Raw genomic sequence first — 23,540 nt, 5'->3', positions numbered from 1 at the left:
AGGCTGGCAGACGGTCTTGAAAGGAGCTTATGATGTCAGATTTTTATTTGAAAATGATCTCCAGTAATGGAGTCTTTTATGAAGGACTCTGTAATTCATTGATCATTCCGGCACCAGATGGAGAAAGGGCTGTTATGGCACACCATGAAGAGCTTATGATCGCTGTGACAGAAGGGGAAGCCAGATTCCGGAAGAAAGAGGGAGAGGCTTTTACCAGTGTGGTAGTAGGACGTGGCTATTGCCAGGTAGCCAATAACAGAGTTGTGCTTTTGACAGACACGATAGAAAGACCGGAAGATATTGATGAAAACCGGGCAAGAGAAGCGCTGGAAAGAGCAAATGAACGGCTGCGCCAGAATCAGAGCATCCGGGAGTATCATATGACGCGGGCGGCCATGGCAAGAGCACTTGCAAGGATCAGGGAATCGGAAAAATTTGCAGGATATTAAAGCTGGGAATCATAAAGAAAATGCAGGCTGTCTGGCCTGCATTTTGTTGTAGTGTATTTATTTTTCGTGGATGGGGTAGCCGCTTTCAGAGAGGATAGCGGCTGCCTTTTCTATGCTTTCTTCAGCATAAAATTCAATATTCAGGGCACCCTCCTGCTGTTCTCTGTTGTGGAGGATACCAATATTCTTGATACTGATATTATGATCGGCCAGAATGGCAGCAACATTTGCGATGGAACCGGTTCTGTCGGCAATATCAATGCTGAGGGTATAAGAGGTTTTGATAGGACCGCTGGAAGCATTGATGAAGGAATCCCGGTATTCTCTGGCACTGCGGAAAAAATCATAGATCCGTTCACCGTCTGCAGCGGAAATCTCCGTGCGGATCGCAGAAAGGGCTTCCATATAATGGTCAAGCAGAGTAAGGATATTATTCCTGTTAGTCAGGCAGATCTGCTGCCACATATCAGAAGAAGAGGAAGCGATCCTTGTGATGTCCTTAAACCCCCCGGCAGCGATCATTTTCATCAGTCCTTCACTACCGTCCTCTTCCTTTACCAGATTGACAAGGGAAGCAGCGATCACATGAGGCAGATGGCTGATGGCAGCGGTGATGTAGTCATGCTTTTCACAGGTGATCACAAGAGGGATGGCCTTCAGGGAGGTGACAAGCTCCCTGTATTTTTCGACCCATTCCTTCCTTACGGAAGCGGTAGGGGTGAGGATATAGTAGGCATTCTGCAGAAGAAGTGCCTTGGAGTTGGCAAAGCCTGTCCGTTCACTGCCAGCCATGGGGTGGCCTCCGATAAACTGATCCTCCAGAGAGAGCTCTTTAATATGCCTGTGGATATCGGATTTGACACTGCCGACATCGGTAAGCAGACAATCCTTTGAGAGGTATGCTTTAAGAGCCAGAAGGTTTTCGTCATTAAAGGATACCGGTGCGCATAAGAAAATATAGTCACAGGAAGAAAATTCACTGCTGATACTGGAAAGCTCCAGATCAAGGATACCTTCTGAAACAGCAAGTGCAGTTGCTTCCCGGTTGACATCATAACCGATCAGCCGGTAATCCGGGTGATACTGCCGAAGAGCCCTTGCGATTGAACCGCCGATCAGGCCAAGACCGATAAAGCCACAGGTAATCTGATGTTCCATGATGATTTTTCTTCCTTTCCGGGTACAAAATACTAAGGGTAATATAGCACTTTAAAGCACGAAATTCAACTGGAATGTATAAGAGATGGAAAATACTATGAACAATGCTGACGTGTGTACTTAATTAACAAAAAGTATTGAAAAATTCAGATTATTTTAGTAAAATGTACTCATGGGTTTTCCTGGAGAAAAGGATTTTAAATTCAAATTTTGTTAAAATGCCCAAAATAACAGAAAACGGAGGAAACAATATGAATATTTACACTACTGACAAGATTCGTAATGTCGTTCTGCTGGGACATGGCGGCAGCGGCAAGACCAGTCTGGTTGAGGCTATGGCATATCTGTCAGGTATTACTTCCCGCCTTGGAAAGGTAGATGACGGAAATACAGTGAGCGATTTTGGCAAGGAAGAGCAGAAACGTAAAATTTCAGTGAGTACTTCCGTGATCCCGATCGAATGGGCTGGAAATAAGATCAATATCATTGATACACCTGGCTTTTTTGATTTCGCAGGCGAAGTGGAAGAGGGCATCAGTGCTGCCGGAGCAGCGATTATTGTAGTTAATGGTAAGGCCGGTGTGGAGGTCGGTACGAAGAAGGCATGGGATCTCTGCGAGAAGTACAAACTGCCCCGCATGATCTACGTCAGCAATATGGATGTGGATAATGCATCCTTCCGTCAGGTAGTAGAAGATATGACCGCCATGTTTGGCAAGAAAATGGCTCCCTTCCATCTGCCTATCCGTGAGAATGAGAAATTTGTCGGCTACATCAATGTCATTACAGAGACAGGTAACCGCTGGCAGGGTAAGGAGGTTACAGAATGTGAGGTGCCGGATTACAATAAGCCAAATCTTCAGATCTGCAGAGATACCCTGATGGAATCTGTGGCAGAAACCAGTGAAGATATGATGGAGCGTTATTTTAACGGAGAGATATTTTCAGAGGCGGAGATCAGGGCAGCACTTCGAACCAATGTCTGTGGTGGCAGTATCGTCCCCATGACAATGGGTTCCAACACACTGTGTCAGGGTATGTATACACTGCTTGACGATATCATCAAGTACTTCCCGAGTCCGGAGAACAGGGTAGTAGCAGGTATCAATATGAAGACCAGTGATATTTATCATGCGGACTATGATTTCTCCAAGGCCAAATCTGCTTATATCTGGAAGACGATCGTAGATCCCTTCATTGGAAAGTATTCTCTGATCAAGGTGAACTCCGGTGTATTAAAGGCAGATGATATGATCTACAATGTTGATAAGGATATTGAAGAAAAGATCAGCAAGCTGTATGTAATGCAGGGAAGCAGGGCGATTGAGATCAAAGAGCTTCATGCGGGGGATATCGGAGCACTTGCCAAGCTGACAGCAGCAAGAACCGGTGACAGCTTATCCACTAAGGCTACGACAATCAAGTATGGTAAATGGGAGCTGCCGGTACCTTATACATATATGAGATATAAGCCTAAGAATAAAGGTGATGTTGATAAGATTTCCCAGGCTCTTCAGAAGATTTCCCATGAAGATCTGACCATGCGCTATGTCAATGATGCAGAAAATAAGCAGATGCTCCTGTATGGAATGGGTGATCTTCATCTGGAGGTGATCGCAAGCAAGCTTCTGAATGAATATAAGGTTGAGATTGAACTGAGCAGGCCTAAGGTAGCCTTCCGTGAGACCATTAAGAAAACCTCTGATGTGGAATATAAGTATAAGAAGCAGTCCGGCGGTCATGGACAGTATGGTCACGTAAAGATGCGTTTTGGCCCTTCCGGTGATCTGGAAAAGCCTTATGTATTTGAACAGGAGGTTGTAGGCGGCGCCGTGCCGAAGAACTACTTCCCGGCTGTAGAAAAGGGTATCCAGGAAGCGACTGTGAAGGGACCTCTGGCAGCCTATCCGGTTGTTGGAGTAAAAGCAGTTCTTTACGATGGATCCTATCATCCGGTTGATTCTTCAGAAATGGCATTCAAGACTGCAGCAAAACAGGCATTTAAGAAGGGCTTTATGGAAGCTGGACCGATCCTCTTAGAGCCGATCATGTCACTTAAGGTTACTGTACCGGATTCCTATACCGGAGATGTTATGGGAGATCTGAATAAGAGAAGAGGAAGAGTGCTTGGCATGAATCCGGTAGCCGGAGGAAGCCAGGAGATCCTGGCAGATGTTCCGATGATGGGATTGTTTGGATATTGTACGGATCTTCGTTCCATGACGGGAGGAAGAGGAGATTATTCCTATGAATTTGCCCGCTATGAACAGACACCCTCTGATATTCAGGAGAAGGAAGTAGCAGCGAGAGCTGCCAAGGTAGCAGAAGGAAATGAAGAATAAAAGACGGGGGTCTTTTTAGAGAAGGAAAAGAGGACACATATGGGGTATGTGGCCCTGAAGAAACGGTGCTGCGCACAGGCGCAGTGCCGTTTCTTTTTCTTGACAATGCTCTTAAGAGTAGGTAAAATTGTGATTGGTTTATTATGCCATGATGAGAGGAGAGTTTACAATGGCTGAATTATATAATCACAGGGAAGTAGAGACCAAATGGCAGAAGGTCTGGGACGATGAAAAGGCTTTCAAGACATCAGATGACTTTACCAAACCGAAATACTATGCACTGGTTGAGTTCCCTTATCCTTCAGGACAGGGACTTCATGTAGGACACCCAAGACCGTATACGGCACTGGACATCGTAGCCAGAAAGAGGAGAATGCAGGGCTACAACGTTCTGTATCCCATGGGCTGGGATGCATTCGGGCTTCCTACCGAGAACTATGCGATCAAGAATCATATCCATCCAAGGATCGTTACCGAGAATAATGTGAAGAGATTTAAGAGCCAGTTACATTCCCTTGGTTATTCCTTTGACTGGGATCGTGAGATCAATACGACTGACGTTAAATATTATAAATGGACACAGTGGATCTTCTTAAAGCTGTTCAAGGCCGGACTTGCCTATAAGGCAGAGATGCCGATCAACTGGTGTACCTCCTGTAAGGTCGGACTTGCCAATGAAGAGGTAGTCAACGGTGTCTGTGAGAGGTGCGGAAGCGAGGTTATCCGTAAGGTAAAGAGCCAGTGGATGCTGAAGATTACTGCTTATGCAGACAAGCTGATCGAGGGACTGGATACGGTAGATTATATTGAAAGAGTCAAGGTTTCCCAGAAGAACTGGATCGGTAAGTCAACCGGTGCGGAAGTAGACTTTGCTGTTAAGGGCAAGGATGAGAAGCTGACAGTTTATACCACAAGACCGGATACCCTTTTTGGTGTAACCTACATGGTCATCAGCCCGGAGCATCCGATGATCGATAAGTATAAGGATGATCTGAAGAACTATGATGAGGTCGTTGCCTATAGAGAGCAGGCAGCGAAGAAATCTGATTTTGAGCGTACAGAGCTTGCCAAGGACAAGACCGGTGTCATGCTGGATGGTCTGACAGCGATCGACCCTGTGAATGACAAGGAAATTCCGATCTGGGTTTCTGATTATGTACTGATGAGCTATGGTACCGGTGCCATCATGGCTGTACCCGCCCATGACGAAAGAGACTGGGAGTTTGCAAAGAAGTTCAATATGCCGATCATCGAGGTCGTAGCAGGAAGTCCTGTTGATGTCAATGAGGCTGTTTATACAGATGTAGCAACAGGAACACTGGTGAATTCAGGATTTCTTGATGGATTATCCGTTGCGGATGCCAAGGAGAAGATCATCGAGTTCATGACCGAAAAGGGAATTGGACATGCAAAGACCAATTATAAGCTGAGAGACTGGGTATTCTCCAGACAGCGTTATTGGGGAGAGCCGATCCCGATCGTACACTGCGATAAGTGCGGCTATGTAGCGCTGCCGGAAAGCGAGCTTCCACTGGAGCTTCCGGATGTGGAAAGCTATATGCCGACAGATAATGGCGAATCACCTCTTGCAGCCATGACGGAGTGGGTAAATACTACATGTCCCTGCTGTGGAGGTCCTGCCAAGAGAGAAACAGATACCATGCCTCAGTGGGCCGGATCATCCTGGTATTTCCTGCGCTATACTGATCCGCACAATGATAAAGAACTGGCAAGCCAGGAAGCACTGAAATACTGGATGCCTGTTGACTGGTACAATGGCGGTATGGAGCATACCACGCTGCATCTTCTGTACTCCAGATTCTGGCACAGATTCCTTTATGATGAGGGAGTTGTTCCCTGCCCGGAACCGTATCAGAAGAGAACCTCCCACGGCATGATCCTTGGATCTAACGGAGAGAAGATGAGCAAGTCCAGAGGCAATGTTGTCAATCCGGACGATATTGTACGAGACTATGGTGCTGACACCTTACGTACTTATGAAATGTTTATCGGTGCCTTTGACTTAAGCGCATCCTGGTCAGAGGATGGTGTGAAGGGCTGTAGAAGATTCCTTGAAAGAGTATGGAAGCTGCAGGATATCCTGACAGAGGAGGATGGTTACTCTGCTGATATGGAAGTAAAGCTGCACCAGACCATTAAGAAGGTCAGCAGCGACTTTGAAAACCTGAAGTATAATACAGCGATCGCAGCCATGATGGCACTGATCAATGAATTCTATAAGAAGAATTCCGTAACAAAGGGTGAATACAGGACGCTGCTTACACTGCTGAATCCGGTTGCTCCCCATATCACAGAGGAACTGTGGCAGAGAGCAGGATTTGACGGAAGAGTTTATCAGACAGTATGGCCCGAGTTTGATGAAGAGAAAACAAAGGAAGCTACAGTAGAGATCGCGGTCCAGATCAATGGTAAGACAAGAGCGACTCTGGCGATCCATAAGGATGACCAGAAGGATACTGTCATTGAGAATGCGAAGAAGGTGATCGCTGATAAGCTGACCGGAAGCATTGTAAAAGAAATCTATGTACCGGGAAGAATTGTAAATATTGTTATGAAATAAATGTCAGGGATTGCAGAATGATGCTATATCAGTCTGCAGTCCCCTTTTTTTCTGCACGCAGGATCAGGAGCGCGCCCGCATGGAAAGAATCTTATCCATTTTGGACAGCTCTTCTGGTGTGGCGTGCTTCTTTAGCACAGCGGCGATAGTGCTGATTTCCTCATCTGAGAACGTGACCTTCTTTTCCTGTCCCCGTCTGGCTACTGCCATTAAAAATGGGAGGAGCTGCTCTTTACGCAGATTACTGCTTTCAAAAACCAGCGCCTGAAGGAATTCCAGCTTATAGGGATCGATATTTTGCAGGGATTCATCCTGCATCCATTCATTTGTCATTATGGTTACCTCCAAACATCTGAAATATTTCCTGCTGCTCAGGAGTGAGCATATTGATTAGTAACGACATGATATCCGGTGAAGAGCCTGAAGAAGGATCACCGGATGAAAACAGATCAGACATATCAGCAAATCCGGGGATCATATCTTTCATGGTTTCCATCGTTTTTGAAAATTCCCGGTACATTTCCATGCTTTGGAAAAGGCTGCAGAGCTGCTCAATCTGTTTCTTTTCCTTTTCATCACAGTACGGAAGAAGCTCTTTACAGAGAGAGGGAAGATCACGGGAAGCGTCCGGTCCTGTGCAGCCGCAGAGAGGATGAGGATTCTGGTTGTAATAATGGATCGTATATTGCAGCTCAAGAAATTTAATATAAACAGCCATGGATTTCTGAGCCTGATAGTCCAGACAGGAAAGAAGGATCTTAAGCATGGCAATATGATTCGTGCTGAATAATGTGTCAAATGCCATTACCTTGTTCCCATCCTGCTGCTCCATGGAATCCTCCTTTCAATGCCTGACGGATGAAGCTGTTTTCTCTGCTATCTTAAATGTATGAGCTGACTACCGGTCCTATGCAGAAAAGTAGGCCCTTTTCAGGACCTACCTTCAGAAATGATGAAAAGAATCAGAAGCTGTTAGTTGCATCCGCAGCTGTTGCCGCCACAGCAGCCAAGAAGTAAGAGAATGATCAGAATACTTTCACATCCGCAGCCGTTGCCAGAGTTAAAAAGACTGTTATTACCACAGCCGTTGCCACATCCGCCACACAGGCACAGTAAGATGATGATCCAGGTCATGGTGCTGCATCCACATCCGGAATTAGAAGATGTATTGGATGTGCATCCACATCCGGTAGCTGTTAAATCACTCATGGTATTGCCTCCAAAAGGGTTTGTTGTTTTATGCTATATCTTATGAAGGCAGGCTTGTATGTGTTTCTATGGGGGACAGAAAATTTTTAAAAACTGGCCAAAACGTCATTCTTGAAAATATACTGATATTTGCATATGATATAGATATCCTATCTGTACAGGGCTGGCAAGGGGAAAGGAAGTGAACGGCATGGTTTCCGATGAAGAATTATACAGGCGGTACGTAAATGGAGATGAAACGGGACTTGATGAATTAATGAAAAAATACGGTAATCCGCTGACTATGTACATAAACGGGTATCTGCAGGATGTTCACGAGGCTGAGGACCTGATGATAGAGGTTTTTTCCTATCTGTTTACGAAAAAGCCCCACATACGGGATGGAGGACTGAAAGCATATATGTATAAAGCAGCGCGACACATGGCATTGCGTCATAAGAGCAAACGGAGACATTCCTTCAGCCTTGATGACCTGGATGGAGAGCCAGATGGGAAAATGCTGGTGGAGGATGTTGTACGGACCAGAGAGCGCAACCGGATCCTGCATTTCTGTATGGGAGAGCTGAAGCCGGATTACCGGGAGGCTCTCTATCTGACCTATTTTGAGGGCATGAGCTATTTGCAGGCAGCCGAGGTTATGGGGAAAAGCGTAAAGCAGATCACAAACATGGTGTACCGGGGAAAAGAAAGACTGTGCGGATTACTGGAACGGGAGGGAATCACAAATGCGGAGTAATGAGGAAAGGATTGCCGAGGTGAAACGGCGGATCGAAAAAAGAGAGAGAGAGGAAAGACTGCACCGCAGCCGGATCACTGGCATCTGTGCAGTAGCAGCAAGCCTTGTGCTGATCATCTGTCTCTCCTTTTTCATACCTGATGCTGCCAGCCGGAACCGGAACAACAGCTATTCCAATTATGATATGGCAGCCAGCATATTTGGCAACAGTGAAGCACTTGGCTATATTGCCATAGGGCTGCTTGCTTTTCTACTTGGCATATGTGTTACCATTTTGTGCTTCCGCATCCGCCTGCTGGATGGGCAGAGCCAGGATACAGAAGATAAAAAGGGGGACAGAGAGGATGGAGCTGATCAATAATCTTTTACAATTTCTGGCTGCCCTGCTGGGGTTTGGTCTTGCGGGTATCCGGTATTGGAAAAAACGCAGTCAGGCTTATTTCCTGCTGACCTGCTTTTATGGCTGTTTTACACTTGGCGCACTTTACTGGACACTTTATCTGCTGTTGTTTTCAAAAACGCCACAGGTTTTTTATGTATCAGAGTTTGGATGGATCTCAAGCGTTATTTTCCTTCGCATTCTGCAATATACGCTGTCCAGTGGGGAAGAGCGTTCTTTCAAATGTAACGCGGCATGGCTTTCGCTGATCATTGGGGTTCCCCTGTTTTTGTTTTTCTGCAGCTATGGTGATATTTTGTCCAACCTGCTATGGTGCGCTATGTTGATCATTATTTCTTACTGCTCCATCAGGGGGCTTTTCTATGCAGAAAAACAGATAGGGTGTGAGAAAAATATGAAGTATTTTCACATCGTAGTCTTATGCTATGTGGCTGCAGAGTATGCACTCTGGATTTCAGGCTGCTTCTGGCAGAACAACAGTTTTTTAAATCCCAATTTCTGGTTTGATATTCTGCTGACCTGCTGTATTTTGTGGCTGCTGCCTGCTACAAGAAGGGCGGTGGTATCATGACTTACATAGAAAATGTGTTCATCTGTATGGTGTCACCGCTGCTGATCGGGGCTCTTTGCATGGGGAAACGGAAAATCAGTTTCTTTTTCTTCTGCTTTGCCGGAATGAGTGCATGTATGCTTTCTGCTTATATCAATACATTTTTTGCTGCGCTGTACAAGGCAGATGCATTTGTGGCTGCTGCAGAGATTGCTCCGGTTGTAGAGGAAGTGATGAAGTTTCTACCGCTGCTGTTTTTTCTTCTTATATTTGAACCGGAGCCGGGGAAGATCAAGACGGCTGCCATGATCGTTGGTCTTTCCTTTGCAACCTTTGAGAATGTCTGTTATCTGATACAAAATGGCGCAGAGTATTTTTCATTCATTTTCTTCCGCGGGTTTGGAACGGGAGCAATGCACGTAATATGCAGTGCAATCGTGGGAGATGGGCTTGCGTATGCATGGCAGCGGGCATGGCTGAAAATCGCCGGAACCTGTGGCCTGCTCGGGGCTGCTATTACCTTTCACGCGACATATAATCTTCTGATCGCTTATGGAGGCGCAGCACAGTATATTGCATATGCCCTGCCTGTCATGATTCTGGCAGCCGGAAAACTGATATTTAAAAAAAGGTGAGAGTTTTTCTGATTTTCTGTACCTAAGATAATAAAGAATCTTTTTTTGCAATGTATTAGGAAAGGAGCTTCAGACAATATGTATGATACAGAAAAGCGTGTCAGGCTGGTGAAAAAACGTGTGCTTGAAAAACGATACTGGCAGGAAAGGAGTCTGATCTGCCGGCTGTCTGTTTTGTGCATGGTATTGTTCGTGCTTCTTGTGGGAACAGCGGGTGCTGTGACCGGGCAGACACAGATCACGGCACAGGGAATGTATGGCGCTATTCTTCTGCATGAGGATGCCGGGGGCTATGTGCTGACAGGAGTTGTTTCTTTTGCGGCGGCAGTCGTGATTACTGCATTGTGTATCAGATTGAAAGAAAAGAAATGAACTGTTGCACATTATGTAAGAATGGAAGAAGCATACATTGACTTTAGGAGCTGGATGAGGGATAATAAGCAGGATGAAAAGAACCAAATCAAAGGAGATCAGCCATGAGATTATCCGAATTAGCAGAAGGAACACCGATCAGACTGGAGGCATCCCGGGACGGCGAAAAGAAAACTGAAATCTGGGGAAAAATACGAAGGAATTCCGAGAAGAGATGCCAGATCGATATTTATTACTATGAGGGACTGAATATTGATTTGAATTCTCCGGATTATGATATAGAGGCAGTTGCATTTGACCATGGTGAAAAGAAGATCGAATGGATCAACAGAGCAGAAGTTGGTAATGAGAAAAAAGAGGACAGGCTTCAGGAAAAGAGGGAGTCGTTCCGTATCTACATAGGGATCCCGGTAGACTGCCAGATTGAGGGAGAAGACAGCTTTGTGCTGCTCGTGGATGTCAGCGAAAAGGGCTTCCGTATCGTAAGAAGAGAAAGCACAGCACTGAAGGAAGGAACTTTTGCAGAGCTTCATGTTGAAGACGAAGAATTTGACTTTGTGATTCAAGGGATTATCGTCTGGAGCAAACAGATTGATGATGGCAAGATCATGTATGGCTGTAAGCTGCTGAAAGAAAAGAGCAGCGAGGAGCTGCTTCCTTACATCAAGGTAAAGCAGAAAAAGCTTCTGGAAGAACTGACAAGAGAAATTGGACAATGAAAAGAAGGAACTGTTTTGCGGCAGTTCCTTTTTCCTATTTCGATATATAGCGAAAAGTCTTGAATAAATTTCAACATATAGTAAAATAAATTATATATGTCATAAAGGAGAAGTGGGCGCCATGACGGCAGATATGCTGACAGTAGCCGGCAGACGTTTCAGAACCAGAGCTGATTATGAAGCAGCGCTGCGGGATCTGAAAAAGATAGAGCAGATCAAAAAGAAACTGGATCAGGAGAATCCGAAGCAGGTATATGAATTATATGCAGAGCTGCAGAGTGGGAGCTTCCGGTTTGAAACAGTAGTTGGTACTGATTTTGATGATGAGATATATGAAAAAATAGAAGCTTTTAAAGCACAGGGAATCACCGCCAGTAATGCAGGCACTAAAAGAAAATACATAAAAGAGAAAAAAGCAGGAAGAAAAGAAAAATCCGCAGAAAAGAAAAAAAATCAGACTGTGCACTCAGCGCAGTTTGACAAAAATCTGGAGAAACAGATCCAGAAGGAGCTGAAGAAAAGAGAAAGAAGACGGAAGCTGATCGTAGTGCTGGCTTCCGGGATCGCAGTGGTCTGCTTTGGGTATTTTGGTTTTTATTATTTTCAGAGTACAAGGACAGGCATGGATTATGAAAGTCTTGCAGAATTAAAAGGAAGCAGGACACTGAGCCAGCTAAATATGGGCAATGATGTTACAGTACACAGGACATCAGAGGATATGCCTGAGATACTCGACGAATATAAAACCTTATTTGAAAAGAATAAAAAGCTAATCGGATGGCTTAAAATTGACGATACAATAATAGATTATCCTGTCATGCAGACATCGGATAACAAGTATTACCTTGAGCATAATTTTAATCAGGAATATGACAAAAATGGCAGTCTTTTTCTGGACTGCTCCTGTAGTGTGTATCCAAGAAGCACGAACCTGATCATATACGGGCATCATATGAAGTCCGGGCAGATGTTTGGACAGCTTCAGAAATATGCCAAGGAATCCTATTATGAAAAACATAAAGAAATTCAGTTTGACACCATCTATGAAAAGGGAACCTATGAGATAATGTATGTATTCCGTTCCCAGGTGTACAACGAAGATGATCTTGTTTTTAAATATTATCAGTTTATTAATGCAAATTCCGGAACAGAGTTTCAGTCATATATGGAGGAGATGAAGAAGCTTTCCTTATATGACACGGGAGTGACAGCAGGCTATGGAGACAGCCTGTTAACCCTGTCTACCTGTGATAATTCGCAGAAGGACGGAAGATTTGTGGTAGTGGCAAAAAAGATTTTATAAGGTCTTTGATCGATAGAAGGATACAAAGATGAATAGGGAGAAAAATCTGATGGCAAAAGCAAAGGAAACAAAGGTAAAAAATCTCAGACTCAGAAGAAGGATAAGGAAAACAGTCGGTGCACTGTTTATGGCATCTGCGGTAGCAGTAGCAGCGATACCTGTGCAGGATATAGAGGCCGAGACTTTGAAAGCTGATTCTGTAAAAGATACCAGAAATAACATTTCTTATAATTCAGCAAATCATGATATTTCTTATGATATGCAGACAGCATTGTCAGGGCCTGGAAATAAGCCGACAAATACTTCCTACTATGTAAGAGACAATGGCGGTACATGGTCCCTGAACTGGCAGTTTAAATATTATGTGGTACAGGTTAATAATGCGAATGCAGCTATTATTTCTGATTACAATGATACCTTTCAGGAATCAGAGATTAATATAGACAGTTATACCTCCAATGAGTATATGAAGGTAAACAAGACGGAATTCGATAGCTTCTATAACACAGGAACAGGAAGCCAGAAAACTTCATTTGCCTATGATCCAGATTACCTGAATTACAATTCGAGCGGACAAAAGACAAAAGAAATGGAGTGGATTGAAAAGTATCGTAAGGAGGAATACGATACCTTCATGGAAAAATGTGATTATTACCTGAAGTATACAAAAGCAGAAAAAGCATATAATGACGCTATTGATGAGTGGAACAAAGCTGGAGCCATAGAAGAGAACAAACCGGAAAAGCCTGCCATATTAAATGATCCTGCACCATCACAGCCAACAAAACTGGAATATGTGCCTGCTAATGATTTTTCACCTGCCGAGAAATATAAGTATTATTGTGACCAGACACCTGCAATCAGTGTGTATGGTGACTTTGCACTGGTACCGGCAAAAGATGGTACGCCGGAAGCAACAGAAGCAGATATTTATCTGGTAAAGGCAGATACGGCTACTTCAGATACAGATAAACTGGGCTTCCTTGTAACTGGAACGGCACCGATGCCTGTTCTTGGTGTAGCAAGTAATGCATTTAAGGGTGTTACGAACGTTAATACTCTGAATATGCCTGATACACTGAAATATGTAGGAGATGAGGCTTTTGTAGGAAGCTTTATCCAGAATGTGGAGCTGAACAATGTACAGCATATCGGGAACAGAGCCTTTAAAAACTGTTCTGATCTGAAAACGGTATCCCTGTCATATACAAGTAAGATAGGAGCGGAATGCTTTTATGGCACAGGAATTACACAGGTAAGCTTTCCTTCCCTGCTTTCAGAGATCGGATATGGCGCATTTGCAAACTGCTCCAATTTAAATGAAGTGAATTTAAATACGATCACGACAGAATGCACGATCGATGATTATGCGTTCTATAATGATCCGGCTATCCAGAGTATTCAGATGGACACCTCCGGTGTTATTGACTTGGGCGAAGGTGTATTTGCTCTTTCCAGTGCACCGACAGGGGGACTTAAAAATATCGCCTTACCCAATGGCATTACAGGAGAAAAGAATAAAAGTGAGCTGGGAGATTTGCTGTTTGCAGGAAGAACCGATCTTGAAACTGTAAAATTCCCGAGCAACTACGGTACTGGAATTTCCAATAAGGTGAATGTTCCTTCCGGAATGTTCCGAAGCTGTGCAAGCTTAAGGGAAATTGATTTTTCGCCAGCAAAAGGAAGCAATATCAATGGATTCGTCGGTTTTAACGCAACTGATACGTCAGCAGATTATAATCTGTTATTCCTGGATGTGATCAATCCTGATTTTCAGGTTAAGGGACCGGAGACGAATCTTTCCGGACAAACTGCATTTCCAAGAAAATCCACCTGGAATGCCTTTACTAAGGTTTCCAATTTTGTACCCTACAACTACGTGGATTCCAATGGAGTAAATTGCTATGAAGTAAGTGATGGTAAATATCTGCTGCAGGCAAATGAAAATGGTGAACTGACCTCCTGCGAGCTGATAGACAGAACCACCAGTGCATATCCGATCGATCTCATTATTCCGAGCAAGGTCGGAAATTATCCTATTACCAAAATAAGCAATGGCTGTTTTGCAGATGATAAGCTGAGAGATGCAATCAGGTCTATTACGATTGAGGATAATTCTATCCAGACGATCGATGCAGAAGTATTTAAGGGACTTGGTAATCTGGAAAGCGTTGAAATAGGAGATTCTGTAAAGAGCATAGGGGACAGTGCTTTTGCAGATTGCCCTAAACTGATCGATGTAACATTCCATACACCGTCAGTTGGATATGATGGCTTTACAATTGGAAATAATGCATTTAAAACGACCAGTAATGAACTGACCTTCCATGGAGATATTGTGCCTGGATATGCGCCGTTTGATTTTGCAACTGATAAAGACAGCAGTAAAATAGATGATGCAGGTAAAAGAATATGTTACAAGAGTCTGGCACCGGATTTCCTGACTGTTATGTATGACAATAAGTCTGGTGAAGTAACGCTCCTGGATTATCCCAAGTATAATGAGCTTGATGAGCGTAATGCGGACTACTGTGCTGCAATGGAGAAGTATTATACAGAAAAGTATGGAAGCAGTCAGACTGCTTATGACGGATATCGTATTGACTTTACTAAGCAGTGGGCAGCTGCTACTACACCGGAAGACCAGGAAAATGTGTATAAAGGTGTTTATTATGGACCGTGGATTGATGACGATTATGTAAAGGATTTTAGTACATGGTGTACAAATAGCGGAGTATTGAGTGCAAAAACACCGGGTGCCTTTTATAAATTGCCGGAAAACAAGTATAGTATACAGAAAAATTATGAACGGGGAAGCAGTGCCAGAGGAGAATTTGAAGCTGTTACTGATGAAGAGCTGCAATGGATCAACTCCTGTCTGAATATTGTGGTTCCTGCTGGAGTAACCTCTATAGATGCAACTGAATTTTTCGATGCAACTGAGAACACAAGAAATGTGACTACATATTTTGATTCCTCGGATGAGGGATATAAGAGTTACCAGATGTGTACCAGAAGCACAGATGATTCCATTCCCGGGCTCTTCAGCGGCTATTATAAGGATTATGATAGTGGAAGTGTTGAAGAAAAGCAGTATGAAACAGAAAATAAGGGAAATGATAGAATTCTGTCTGTTACGATGACAGATGTGAAATATCTGCCGGATTATGCCTTTGATAGCTGTGAAAGACTGCAAAGTGTTACATTGGGCAGTGCATGTACTGATATTGGCACAGCGCCCTTCAGGGGATGTGATTCATTAACTGATATTACGGGAAATGATTATTTCGCAGCGGAGAACCGTATTGTATATTCTGTGAATGAAGATGGAACTTACACGATAGAAGAGTGTCTGCCCTCCAGAGGAAAGACGGGAAGCAGTCCTATCGTAGCATCATCGACGGATCCTATTATTTCTAATGTCAGTGAAATTAAGGATGGAGCCTTTGAAGACTGTGATGATGTCGTAAAGGTATATCTGGATGATGCCAAAAATCTGAAAATAATTCCTAAGAACTGCTTTAATGACTGCGATATGCTGAATGAAGTCGGACTTCCAGATTCAGTAAACCGTATAGACACAAAAGCTTTTGGTGGAAACACAGGAATTGAAGTAACGATTCCCGGCAAAGAAGTACATATTGTAAGTGATGCCTTTGAGCATGTATCTACCAATACGATTAATACCTATAAGGGTACCTCGGCAGATGATTATGGTCAGTATTATAATATTAATGTAGAGTACTTATCTGACCTGTATACGGTAAAATTCCTGGATTATGATGGAACCCTTCTGAAAGAAGTAAAGGATGTCGAAGCCGGAAAGAGTGCTGAACCGCCGGCTAACCCGACAAGAACTGGATATACATTTACCGGATGGATGCCTAAGGATGGTTATAATAACGTAACATCAAATGTAACACTGATCGCCCAGTATTCGGATAATTCCGGATCTTCCAACAGGCATACGGTTACCTTTTACGCATATGATGGAAAGACGGTCATAAGTACACAGTATGTAGACCATGAAGGTGCAGCAACGGCGCCAATGCCGCCAGCAAGGAGTGGCTATAAGTTTGTAGCGTGGATACCGGATACCTTCTCAAAGGTAACACAGGATATGAGTATAGTAGCATCCTATGAGAAAGGTGATTCTGAAAATAATGGAGGCGGCAGCGGAAGTGGTTCCAAGTCCTCCGCATCTCCGTCACCTACGGCAAGTCCAGGAGCAGGAGATTCTACGAAGAAATATACCGTAAGTGTATCCGGTGGAAGCGGAAGCGGCAGCTATGCAGCCGGGGCAGTAGTAGCGATCAACGCATATTTTATGGGTGAGGGACAGACCTTTGATAAGTGGACAACATCTACTGCAGGAGTAGGCTTTGCCAATGCCAGTGCATCTTCTACAACATTTACGATGCCGGCAGCCAATGTTGCGATCACAGCAACCTATAAGGCAGGGAAAGGAACTGCAGCAACGGGTAGTGGCGGTTCCGGCAGCAATGGCGGAAGCAGCAACAGCAGCAATGGAGCAGCTAATACAGGAAATAATTCAGGAACAGTAGTAGAGATCACGAAGCCGGGTGTATCCAATACAGGACTGGCCGGAGCAACTGTAACAGGAGCAACGGATAATTTTGTTGTCAAGATCACGGAGGATCAGAGCGCTACGGATGCTGTAACAGCAGCATTGCAGGCGGAATATGGTGATATCAGCAGGATCCAGTATTTCCCGATGGATATCAGTCTTTATGATTCAACCGGAAGGACCAAGATAGCAGATACGACAGGAATTTCTGTCAATATTACCATGCCGATCCCGGATGAACTGGTACAGTATGCAGGCAATAACAAGGCCGGTGCAGTTGCTAACGGAAGCCTGGAAGGTCTTGGCGTGAAGTTTACAACAGTAAATGGTGTTCCCTGCATTAACTTTACAGCGACCCATTTCTCTCCGTATACGATTTATGTAAATACAGCTGACCTGACAGCTTCAGGTACGATTGATGCAACACCTAAGACAGGTGACCCGATCCATCCCAAGTGGTTCCTGGCAATCGGTATGGCATGTATTTCACTGGTACTGTTCTTTAAGAAGGACAGGGTGTATATAAAAAAGGCAGGCTGATTGGAAGAGTGGAGAAATTATGAGCAGGAAAATAGCGAAACTTCTGAGTGCCATGCTGCTGGCGCTTGCCATAGCAGTCACTCAGATTCCTGTGTCAGATGCGCAGGCCAGTGTGGTGGTATCTTCTGACTTTCAGACAGATGGAACTAAATTATTAAAATATACAGGCACGGCTCAGACCGTGTCTGTTCCTGATGGGATAAAGGAAATTGGAGAAGAAGCGTTCTCTGGGAATGATGATCTGATCCAGATTGATCTTGGAGATCAGGTGGAAAAGATTGATTACAGAGCCTTTGCAGACTGTGGAAGCCTTCGGACTGTGAGATGTGGAAATGGCATGCAGGAGATCGGTATGGGTGCCTTCAGTAATGATACATCGCTTGTCAATATGTCGCTTGGAGATCAGGTGAAGGAGATAGGAAGCGGTGCCTTTGCCGGCTGCAGCAGCCTGAAGAGTGTGGAGCTCTCTGCAGGAAATACCTATTTAAGCTACAGTAACGGAGTGATTTATGACGATGAACAGAAGATCATCTATGCACTTCTTCCCGGCTATGAGAAGGAGGCTTTTACCCTTCCATCTACAGTAGAGGAGATCAAGGGATATGCCTTCTGGGGGAACCCATATCTGTCTTATGTGAAGCTGGACAGTGCACTGACGAATATTCCGGCATATGCCTTTTCCAATTGTATGAATCTTCAGGAGGTTTCGATTCCTCTTCCGGTAAGAACCATAGAGGCAGATGCGTTTCAGGATTGTGTGAATCTGGCGAAGGTCAATCTGCCGGAATCTATCAATAATATTCACGATACAGCCTTTGATGGCTGCAGTAAGGTGGAGTTTGAAACAGTTCCAGGAACCTATGGGGCGGCCTATGCGGCAGACAGAAAGGCAGCCCAGGCAGATACTGTAGAATATGAAGAGACCGGGGATACCCAGGTAGTTTCACCGGATGCAGTTACAGGAAATGCTGATGCACAGAGTACAGGAACAGATGAAGCTGCAGATGGGCAGCTATCAGCGTCACCACCACCATTACCATCACCATCACCGTCAGCCACAGTGCCTCCTGAGGTTCATGTGGTACAGGGAAGCTATAACAGTGAAAGGCTGCTTGGGGAATCCAGTATTGTAGCTGGAAAGGCAGTTGTATTTATTGATAATAAGCAGTCCGATGTAGTTGCCGGAAACAATGGGAAGGTCAATCTGCAGGATGCGGCAAATACTGACAACAACAGTGGAGATACAGAAGGCCTTGGGGCTTTACTGGCACAGAATGCAGAAAAAGGAAAGGATTTTCCAAAGTATACAGTAGTCGGGGATAAGATTGCCTCTAAAGCCTATTATCAGGATGGGACAATTGATACTTATGAGATAGAGGACGGGATCCATGAGATCGGAGAGTTTGCTTTTGCAAGAAGTGCACTTAAGGAAATACAGCTCCCGGATGGCATAACAACGATCGGATATGGTGCTTTTTATCATTGTGACAGTCTGACGGAGGTTTCAATCCCGGACAGTGTGACACAGATTGAGGGTAATGCCTTTGCAAAGACACCCTGGATCCAGAATGCCATGAGAGCTTCGGCGTCCTATCCTTATCTGGTAGTGGGAGATGGGATATTACTTGCCTATGATGGAAATGACAGTATTGTAAATATCCCTGCAGGTGTAAAAAGGATCGTGCCGGAATGCTTCAGGGATCATATGGGCATTACAGCAGTAAATCTGCCGGACAGCCTGACCGGAATCGGTGAAAACGCTTTTGCGGGCTGTAAGAATTTAAAAACGGTAAATGGTGGAAAAAAATGTAAAGTGATCGGTGCCGGAGCATTTCAGGACTGTCCGTTATCAAAGATCGTGATCCCGGCATCTGTAGAAAGTATCGGAATCGCGGCCTTTGACAGCAAAGGAGGAACTGATACGGTAACCTTTGAAGGAGATACGCTGCCTGTCATGACGTTTGGAAGCAGTGCAGAAAGACTTTCCATGCCACAGTCCAGAAGTCTGGTATTTTCCGGCTGCAGGACGGCAGTTGTCAGTGACCAGATCACAGATTTAACAGGAACAGTACTGGAGAATGGAACCTTTGGTATGAAGGGAAGTGTCAGACAGGAAAACCAGAATGTACTGGCAGAGCTGGCAGGACCACAGGCACAGACCACAGAAACAGGGGTAAGTGTCCGGATAAACAGCAGCCAGATCAGAAATGACGGGACAGACACCATGGCAACCATGCCGGGAAATGATGGGAGCTACCTGCTGACGGTTGATGATTCCGATGATGCAGCAGCAAAGATTACCGCTGCTTATGGAGAATTATATGGAGGTGCACAGCCCTCTGACCTGAAAGCATTTGATATTTCCCTGAAAGACAGTACAGGACAGATCCCCATAAAGAAACTGGGAAGACAGTATATGACAATACAGCTTCCGGTACCGGATGGACTTTCAACGGATAATCTTCATCTTGTGACACTGGATGAGGATGGACAGCTTGAGGCTGCAGAGTTCCAGGTACTTTCCCTGGAGGATGGCGACTACATCCAGTTTACAGCAAGACATTTTTCACCTTATGGGCTGTATCATGGCAGTAAAGCAGTAGGACAGGGACAAGTGATCAATGGCGGTGCACTGATCGGACTTTCCGGAAATAAAGATGATACTCCGGATACCGGTGATTATTCCCATCCCAAATGGGCATTTGCAGCCGGATTGTTTTTTGCTTCTGTAGCATTGTTTTTCTACAGGGGAAATGAGAAACGAAAAAAGAAATAAAAAGAAATAAAAGCGCATCAGAAAGACTTCTGGCATAGAATAATTAAAAAGCCGGGAGTCTTTTTTATGTTTCGTGTCAGAGAACAGCTTGGGTTTAGTGATAAACTGCTTGCAGAATGTGGGAGGGACAGAATTACAGTAGCTATGCTGGATACAGGAGTAGCCAGACATCCGGATTTTGATGACAGGCTGCTTTTGTTTCGGGATTTTGTCAATGACCGGAAGGATTTTTATGATGACAGCGGGCATGGTACTCATGTAGCAGGCTGTATCTGTGGAAGCGGAAGGGCTTCTATGGGAAGATACCGGGGGATTGCTCCCGGATGCAGACTGATCGTAGGAAAGGTTTTGGATTATCGTGGAGACGGCATGCTCCAGAGCATGACAAGGGCTTTGGAGTGGATATTGAATAATCAGGAAGAATTTCAGATCAGGATACTGAATATTTCTATTGGTATGGGTGAAGCATCAGATGAGGAACGGATGCGGGAGCTGCTTTCGTTGGTAGATGAGGTGTGGAACCGGGGGATCATTGTGGTATGTGCAGCCGGAAATGGAGGTCCGGGAGCAATGACCATTTCACCTATTGGAGCACGTAAAAAGGTGATCACGGTAAGCTGCAATGAGGATGGATATTTTGGAGAAAGGGAAGATCTCTGCGAGGAGTACAGCAGCCGGGGACCAAGTCCCTATGATATGAGAAAGCCGGATATTGTGGCACCGGGAACAGATATTATTTCCTGTAATGCTTTCTTTGAAAAAAGAGGGTTCCGGTATCGGAATGCCTATACCAAAAAGAGTGGAACTTCTATGGCAACACCGATCGTGTCAGGAGCTCTGGCACTTCTTTTACAAAAATATCCGAAGATGACAAACGAACAGGCAAAGCATAAGCTGATAATGACAGCAAGAGATCTGAATGAGCCGTGGAGCAAGCAGGGAGCTGGCATGATAGAGATAAATTCTTTGTTGACATGAGATGTTTTATTGTATACAATTATACATGGACTTTGGGAATAGTTCAGGAGGAGATAGTGCGATGGCAGAAGAAAACAATGTTTTTTTAGACAGACCGGTGTTTTTAAATTCCAAGAATAATCTGCTCGAGATAGAAGAGCATATGTATATTCTGGATGATGTAGAGAAACCGCAGGTATTCAGAAATATGTTTCCTTATTCAGAGGTACCTAAGATCCCTTTTAATGACAGGATCGTGCCTCACAATATGCCTAAGGATATCTGGATCACAGATACTACCTTTCGTGATGGACAGCAGTCAAGAGCACCTTATACCACAGAGCAGATTGTAAGGATCTATGACTATCTGCACAGACTGGGCGGACCAAATGGTATGATCCGTGCCAGCGAGTTTTTCCTTTACAGCAAAAAGGACAGAGATGCTGTATACAAGTGTATGGAGAGAGGATATCAGTTTCCTGAGGTGACAAGCTGGATCCGTGCCAGCAAGGAGGATTTCAAGCTGGTCAAGGAGATCGGAATGAAGGAAACCGGTATTCTTGTGAGCTGTTCTGATTATCATATTTTCCTGAAATTGAAAATGACAAGACGCCAGGCAATGGAGCATTATTTAAGCATTGTCAGGGACTGCCTGGAAGAAGGCATCAGTGTCAGATGCCATCTGGAGGATATCACAAGAGCGGATATTTACGGTTATGTCGTGCCATTCTGTCTGGAGCTTATGAAGCTGATGGAGGAGTATAAGATTCCGATCAAGGTAAGAGCCTGCGATACCATGGGCTATGGTGTCAATTATCCGGGTGCTGTTATCCCGAGAAGTGTACAGGGTATCATTTATGCGCTGCATACCCATGCAGGTGTACCACATGAAATGATCGAGTGGCATGGACATAATGATTTCTATAAAGCAGTGGTCAATTCCACAACGGCATGGCTGTATGGATGCTCCGGTGTCAATACATCTCTGTTTGGTATCGGTGAGCGAACCGGTAATACGCCTCTTGAGGCCATGGTATTTGAGTATGCCCAGCTAAAGGGAGATTTAAATGGTATGGATACCACTGTGATCACTGAGCTTGCCGAGTACTATGAAAAGGAGATCGGCTATCATATTCCGGAGAGGACGCCTTTCGTAGGAAAGAACTTTAATGTGACACGTGCCGGAGTTCATGCAGATGGACTGTTGAAAAATGAGGAGATCTATAATATATTTGATACGGACAAGTTTTTAAACCGTCCGGCACTCTGTGCAGTCAGCAACACATCCGGTCTTGCAGGAATTGCACACTGGATCAATACTTATTTCAAGCTGAAGGCTGAGAAGCAGCTTGACAAGTCAAGCCCACTCGTTGCAGAGGTCAAGAAATGGGTAGACAAACAATATGAAGAAGGCCGTGTGACTGTCATAACAGATGCAGAGCTGATCGAGCAGATCGCAATAGCCTGCAAAAGGCTTGACACAACTATCGGTTAGAGGGCAATGATAACAGAATGAGCAGTTATGATGTAAAAAAAGAAGTAACAGATAAATATTCCTTAAGAGGCAGAGTGTTTAACAGGCTCCGGGAGGATATTTTAAGCGGAAAGTATGAAGAGCACGAGGAGCTGAAGGAGGTTGCCATAGGGGAAGAGCTGGGAGTCAGCAGAACGCCTGTAAGAGAAGCCTTCAGGCAGCTTGAACTGGAGGGACTGATCCAGATCATTCCCAATAAGGGTGCCTATGTGACAGGTATTACCGCCAAGGATGTAAAGGACATTTACATGATCCGTTCCTCCCTGGAGGGAATGTGTGCAAGACTTGCCACGGAGAATATCACAGAGGAGCAGCTTGAAGAACTGGAAGAGAATGTATATCTGGCAGCATTCCATGCGTCCAAGGGGCATATGGAACAGATGACGGAGCTGGATAACAGGTTTCATCATATCCTGTATGATGCCTGCAATTCCAAGATGCTGGAAAGACTGCTTGTAGATTTTCACCAGTATGTAGCAAGGATCAGACAGAAGACGCTTTCCACGAAGGAAAGAGGAATTGCATCCAATAATGAACACAGACAGATCATGGAGGCTATCAAGGCAGGCAATGCAGATGAAGCAGAAAGACTGGCAACCCTGCATATGAATAATGCCTATAATAACATGGTAAAGAATGGCCTGTACGATATTTATAAGAATGAAGAGCAGGAATAGGAGAGAAAGAGCAT

At 44.5% G+C, this 23,540-nt stretch carries 19 protein-coding genes; 15 read left to right on the top strand and 4 right to left on the bottom strand.

The annotated features are described in order from the left end of the window. Nucleotides 1–32 precede the first annotated feature (32 nt). A complete protein-coding gene (gene atpC / locus OCV77_RS03170) occupies nucleotides 33–449 on the top strand; it encodes an ATP synthase F1 subunit epsilon (RefSeq protein ID WP_262573266.1) in 417 nt (138 codons plus the stop codon). Nucleotides 450–506: 57 nt separating this feature from the next. Here the strand turns inward: atpC and OCV77_RS03165 are convergent, their stop codons facing one another. Further along, complete coding sequence (locus OCV77_RS03165; RefSeq protein WP_262573264.1) at nucleotides 507–1,607, bottom strand: prephenate dehydrogenase; 1,101 nt, start codon at nucleotides 1,605–1,607, stop codon at nucleotides 507–509. A gap of 251 nt (nucleotides 1,608–1,858) precedes the next feature. Between OCV77_RS03165 and OCV77_RS03160 the strand changes: the two genes are divergently transcribed. Together OCV77_RS03160 and leuS are read left to right on the top strand one after the other, a co-directional pair. Beyond that, nucleotides 1,859–3,949 (top strand): elongation factor G, encoded by a 2,091-nt coding sequence (locus OCV77_RS03160; RefSeq protein WP_262573263.1) that lies wholly within the window; start codon nucleotides 1,859–1,861, stop codon nucleotides 3,947–3,949. Nucleotides 3,950–4,118: 169 nt separating this feature from the next. Next, the gene (gene leuS, locus OCV77_RS03155) at nucleotides 4,119–6,530 is read left to right on the top strand and encodes a leucine--tRNA ligase (RefSeq protein WP_262573262.1); all 2,412 of its coding nucleotides are present in this window, start codon (nucleotides 4,119–4,121) and stop codon (nucleotides 6,528–6,530) included. Between the two features lie 63 nt (nucleotides 6,531–6,593). On the opposite strand, the gene OCV77_RS03150 is transcribed toward leuS, so the two are convergent. From OCV77_RS03150 to OCV77_RS03140, 3 genes are all read right to left on the bottom strand, one after another. After that, a complete protein-coding gene (locus OCV77_RS03150) occupies nucleotides 6,594–6,863 on the bottom strand; it encodes a hypothetical protein (RefSeq protein ID WP_118796857.1) in 270 nt (89 codons plus the stop codon). After that, nucleotides 6,853–7,362, bottom strand: coding sequence for a hypothetical protein (locus OCV77_RS03145; protein ID WP_118796858.1), 510 nt, complete (start codon nucleotides 7,360–7,362; stop codon nucleotides 6,853–6,855). Before OCV77_RS03145 ends, OCV77_RS03150 begins: the two co-directional genes overlap by 11 nt. Nucleotides 7,363–7,502: 140 nt before the next feature. Next, nucleotides 7,503–7,739 (bottom strand): chorion class high-cysteine HCB protein 13, encoded by a 237-nt coding sequence (locus tag OCV77_RS03140; RefSeq protein ID WP_118796859.1) that lies wholly within the window; start codon nucleotides 7,737–7,739, stop codon nucleotides 7,503–7,505. A gap of 190 nt (nucleotides 7,740–7,929) precedes the next feature. Between OCV77_RS03140 and OCV77_RS03135 the strand changes: the two genes are divergently transcribed. The 12 genes from OCV77_RS03135 (at nucleotide 7,930) to OCV77_RS03080 (ending at nucleotide 23,526) form a co-directional block, all read left to right on the top strand. Next, nucleotides 7,930–8,475, top strand: coding sequence for an RNA polymerase sigma factor (locus tag OCV77_RS03135; RefSeq protein ID WP_118796860.1), 546 nt, complete (start codon nucleotides 7,930–7,932; stop codon nucleotides 8,473–8,475). Beyond that, entirely contained in the window at nucleotides 8,465–8,836 is a 372-nt protein-coding gene (locus tag OCV77_RS03130; RefSeq protein WP_262573259.1) for a DUF4179 domain-containing protein, read from the top strand. Before OCV77_RS03135 ends, OCV77_RS03130 begins: the two co-directional genes overlap by 11 nt. Continuing rightward, nucleotides 8,820–9,446, top strand: coding sequence for a histidine kinase (locus OCV77_RS03125; protein ID WP_262573258.1), 627 nt, complete (start codon nucleotides 8,820–8,822; stop codon nucleotides 9,444–9,446). Before OCV77_RS03130 ends, OCV77_RS03125 begins: the two co-directional genes overlap by 17 nt. Further along, the gene (locus OCV77_RS03120; RefSeq protein WP_262573255.1) at nucleotides 9,443–10,060 is read left to right on the top strand and encodes a PrsW family intramembrane metalloprotease; all 618 of its coding nucleotides are present in this window, start codon (nucleotides 9,443–9,445) and stop codon (nucleotides 10,058–10,060) included. The genes OCV77_RS03125 and OCV77_RS03120 overlap by 4 nt, the downstream gene beginning before the upstream one ends. Before the next feature lie 78 nt (nucleotides 10,061–10,138). Next, nucleotides 10,139–10,432 (top strand): hypothetical protein, encoded by a 294-nt coding sequence (locus OCV77_RS03115; protein ID WP_118796864.1) that lies wholly within the window; start codon nucleotides 10,139–10,141, stop codon nucleotides 10,430–10,432. 104 nt (nucleotides 10,433–10,536) lie between these two features. Next, nucleotides 10,537–11,151 (top strand): PilZ domain-containing protein, encoded by a 615-nt coding sequence (locus OCV77_RS03110; RefSeq protein WP_262573252.1) that lies wholly within the window; start codon nucleotides 10,537–10,539, stop codon nucleotides 11,149–11,151. Nucleotides 11,152–11,272: 121 nt separating this feature from the next. Then, nucleotides 11,273–12,454 (top strand): class B sortase, encoded by a 1,182-nt coding sequence (gene srtB, locus OCV77_RS03105; protein ID WP_262573250.1) that lies wholly within the window; start codon nucleotides 11,273–11,275, stop codon nucleotides 12,452–12,454. Between the two features lie 49 nt (nucleotides 12,455–12,503). After that, nucleotides 12,504–17,582: a leucine-rich repeat protein gene (locus OCV77_RS03100; protein WP_262573249.1), complete on the top strand. Its 5,079-nt coding sequence runs from the start codon at nucleotides 12,504–12,506 to the stop codon at nucleotides 17,580–17,582. Nucleotides 17,583–17,601: 19 nt separating this feature from the next. Continuing rightward, complete coding sequence (locus OCV77_RS03095) at nucleotides 17,602–20,358, top strand: leucine-rich repeat domain-containing protein (RefSeq protein ID WP_262573248.1); 2,757 nt, start codon at nucleotides 17,602–17,604, stop codon at nucleotides 20,356–20,358. Between the two features lie 66 nt (nucleotides 20,359–20,424). Continuing rightward, complete coding sequence (locus OCV77_RS03090; protein WP_262573246.1) at nucleotides 20,425–21,336, top strand: S8 family peptidase; 912 nt, start codon at nucleotides 20,425–20,427, stop codon at nucleotides 21,334–21,336. 61 nt (nucleotides 21,337–21,397) lie between these two features. Further along, a complete protein-coding gene (locus tag OCV77_RS03085; protein WP_262573245.1) occupies nucleotides 21,398–22,810 on the top strand; it encodes a beta/alpha barrel domain-containing protein in 1,413 nt (470 codons plus the stop codon). Between the two features lie 17 nt (nucleotides 22,811–22,827). Continuing rightward, entirely contained in the window at nucleotides 22,828–23,526 is a 699-nt protein-coding gene (locus OCV77_RS03080; protein ID WP_118796870.1) for a GntR family transcriptional regulator, read from the top strand. The last annotated feature ends 14 nt before the right edge of the window (nucleotides 23,527–23,540 follow it).

It is taken from the genome of Suilimivivens aceti (assembly GCF_025567405.1).
In the GTDB taxonomy this organism is placed as follows: Bacteria; Bacillota; Clostridia; order Lachnospirales; family Lachnospiraceae; genus Suilimivivens; species Suilimivivens aceti.
This window is presented reverse-complemented; position numbering and strand designations above follow the sequence as displayed.

Coding starts and splice junctions, on each gene's coding strand:
- atpC (WP_262573266.1), top strand. CDS start 33: ATGTCAGATTTTTATTTGAAAATGATCTCCAGTAATGGAGTCTTTTAT.
- OCV77_RS03165 (WP_262573264.1), bottom strand. CDS start 1,607: ATGGAACATCAGATTACCTGTGGCTTTATCGGTCTTGGCCTGATCGGC.
- OCV77_RS03160 (WP_262573263.1), top strand. CDS start 1,859: ATGAATATTTACACTACTGACAAGATTCGTAATGTCGTTCTGCTGGGA.
- leuS (WP_262573262.1), top strand. CDS start 4,119: ATGGCTGAATTATATAATCACAGGGAAGTAGAGACCAAATGGCAGAAG.
- OCV77_RS03150 (WP_118796857.1), bottom strand. CDS start 6,863: ATGACAAATGAATGGATGCAGGATGAATCCCTGCAAAATATCGATCCC.
- OCV77_RS03145 (WP_118796858.1), bottom strand. CDS start 7,362: ATGGAGCAGCAGGATGGGAACAAGGTAATGGCATTTGACACATTATTC.
- OCV77_RS03140 (WP_118796859.1), bottom strand. CDS start 7,739: ATGAGTGATTTAACAGCTACCGGATGTGGATGCACATCCAATACATCT.
- OCV77_RS03135 (WP_118796860.1), top strand. CDS start 7,930: ATGGTTTCCGATGAAGAATTATACAGGCGGTACGTAAATGGAGATGAA.
- OCV77_RS03130 (WP_262573259.1), top strand. CDS start 8,465: ATGCGGAGTAATGAGGAAAGGATTGCCGAGGTGAAACGGCGGATCGAA.
- OCV77_RS03125 (WP_262573258.1), top strand. CDS start 8,820: ATGGAGCTGATCAATAATCTTTTACAATTTCTGGCTGCCCTGCTGGGG.
- OCV77_RS03120 (WP_262573255.1), top strand. CDS start 9,443: ATGACTTACATAGAAAATGTGTTCATCTGTATGGTGTCACCGCTGCTG.
- OCV77_RS03115 (WP_118796864.1), top strand. CDS start 10,139: ATGTATGATACAGAAAAGCGTGTCAGGCTGGTGAAAAAACGTGTGCTT.
- OCV77_RS03110 (WP_262573252.1), top strand. CDS start 10,537: ATGAGATTATCCGAATTAGCAGAAGGAACACCGATCAGACTGGAGGCA.
- srtB (WP_262573250.1), top strand. CDS start 11,273: ATGACGGCAGATATGCTGACAGTAGCCGGCAGACGTTTCAGAACCAGA.
- OCV77_RS03100 (WP_262573249.1), top strand. CDS start 12,504: ATGGCAAAAGCAAAGGAAACAAAGGTAAAAAATCTCAGACTCAGAAGA.
- OCV77_RS03095 (WP_262573248.1), top strand. CDS start 17,602: ATGAGCAGGAAAATAGCGAAACTTCTGAGTGCCATGCTGCTGGCGCTT.
- OCV77_RS03090 (WP_262573246.1), top strand. CDS start 20,425: ATGTTTCGTGTCAGAGAACAGCTTGGGTTTAGTGATAAACTGCTTGCA.
- OCV77_RS03085 (WP_262573245.1), top strand. CDS start 21,398: ATGGCAGAAGAAAACAATGTTTTTTTAGACAGACCGGTGTTTTTAAAT.
- OCV77_RS03080 (WP_118796870.1), top strand. CDS start 22,828: ATGAGCAGTTATGATGTAAAAAAAGAAGTAACAGATAAATATTCCTTA.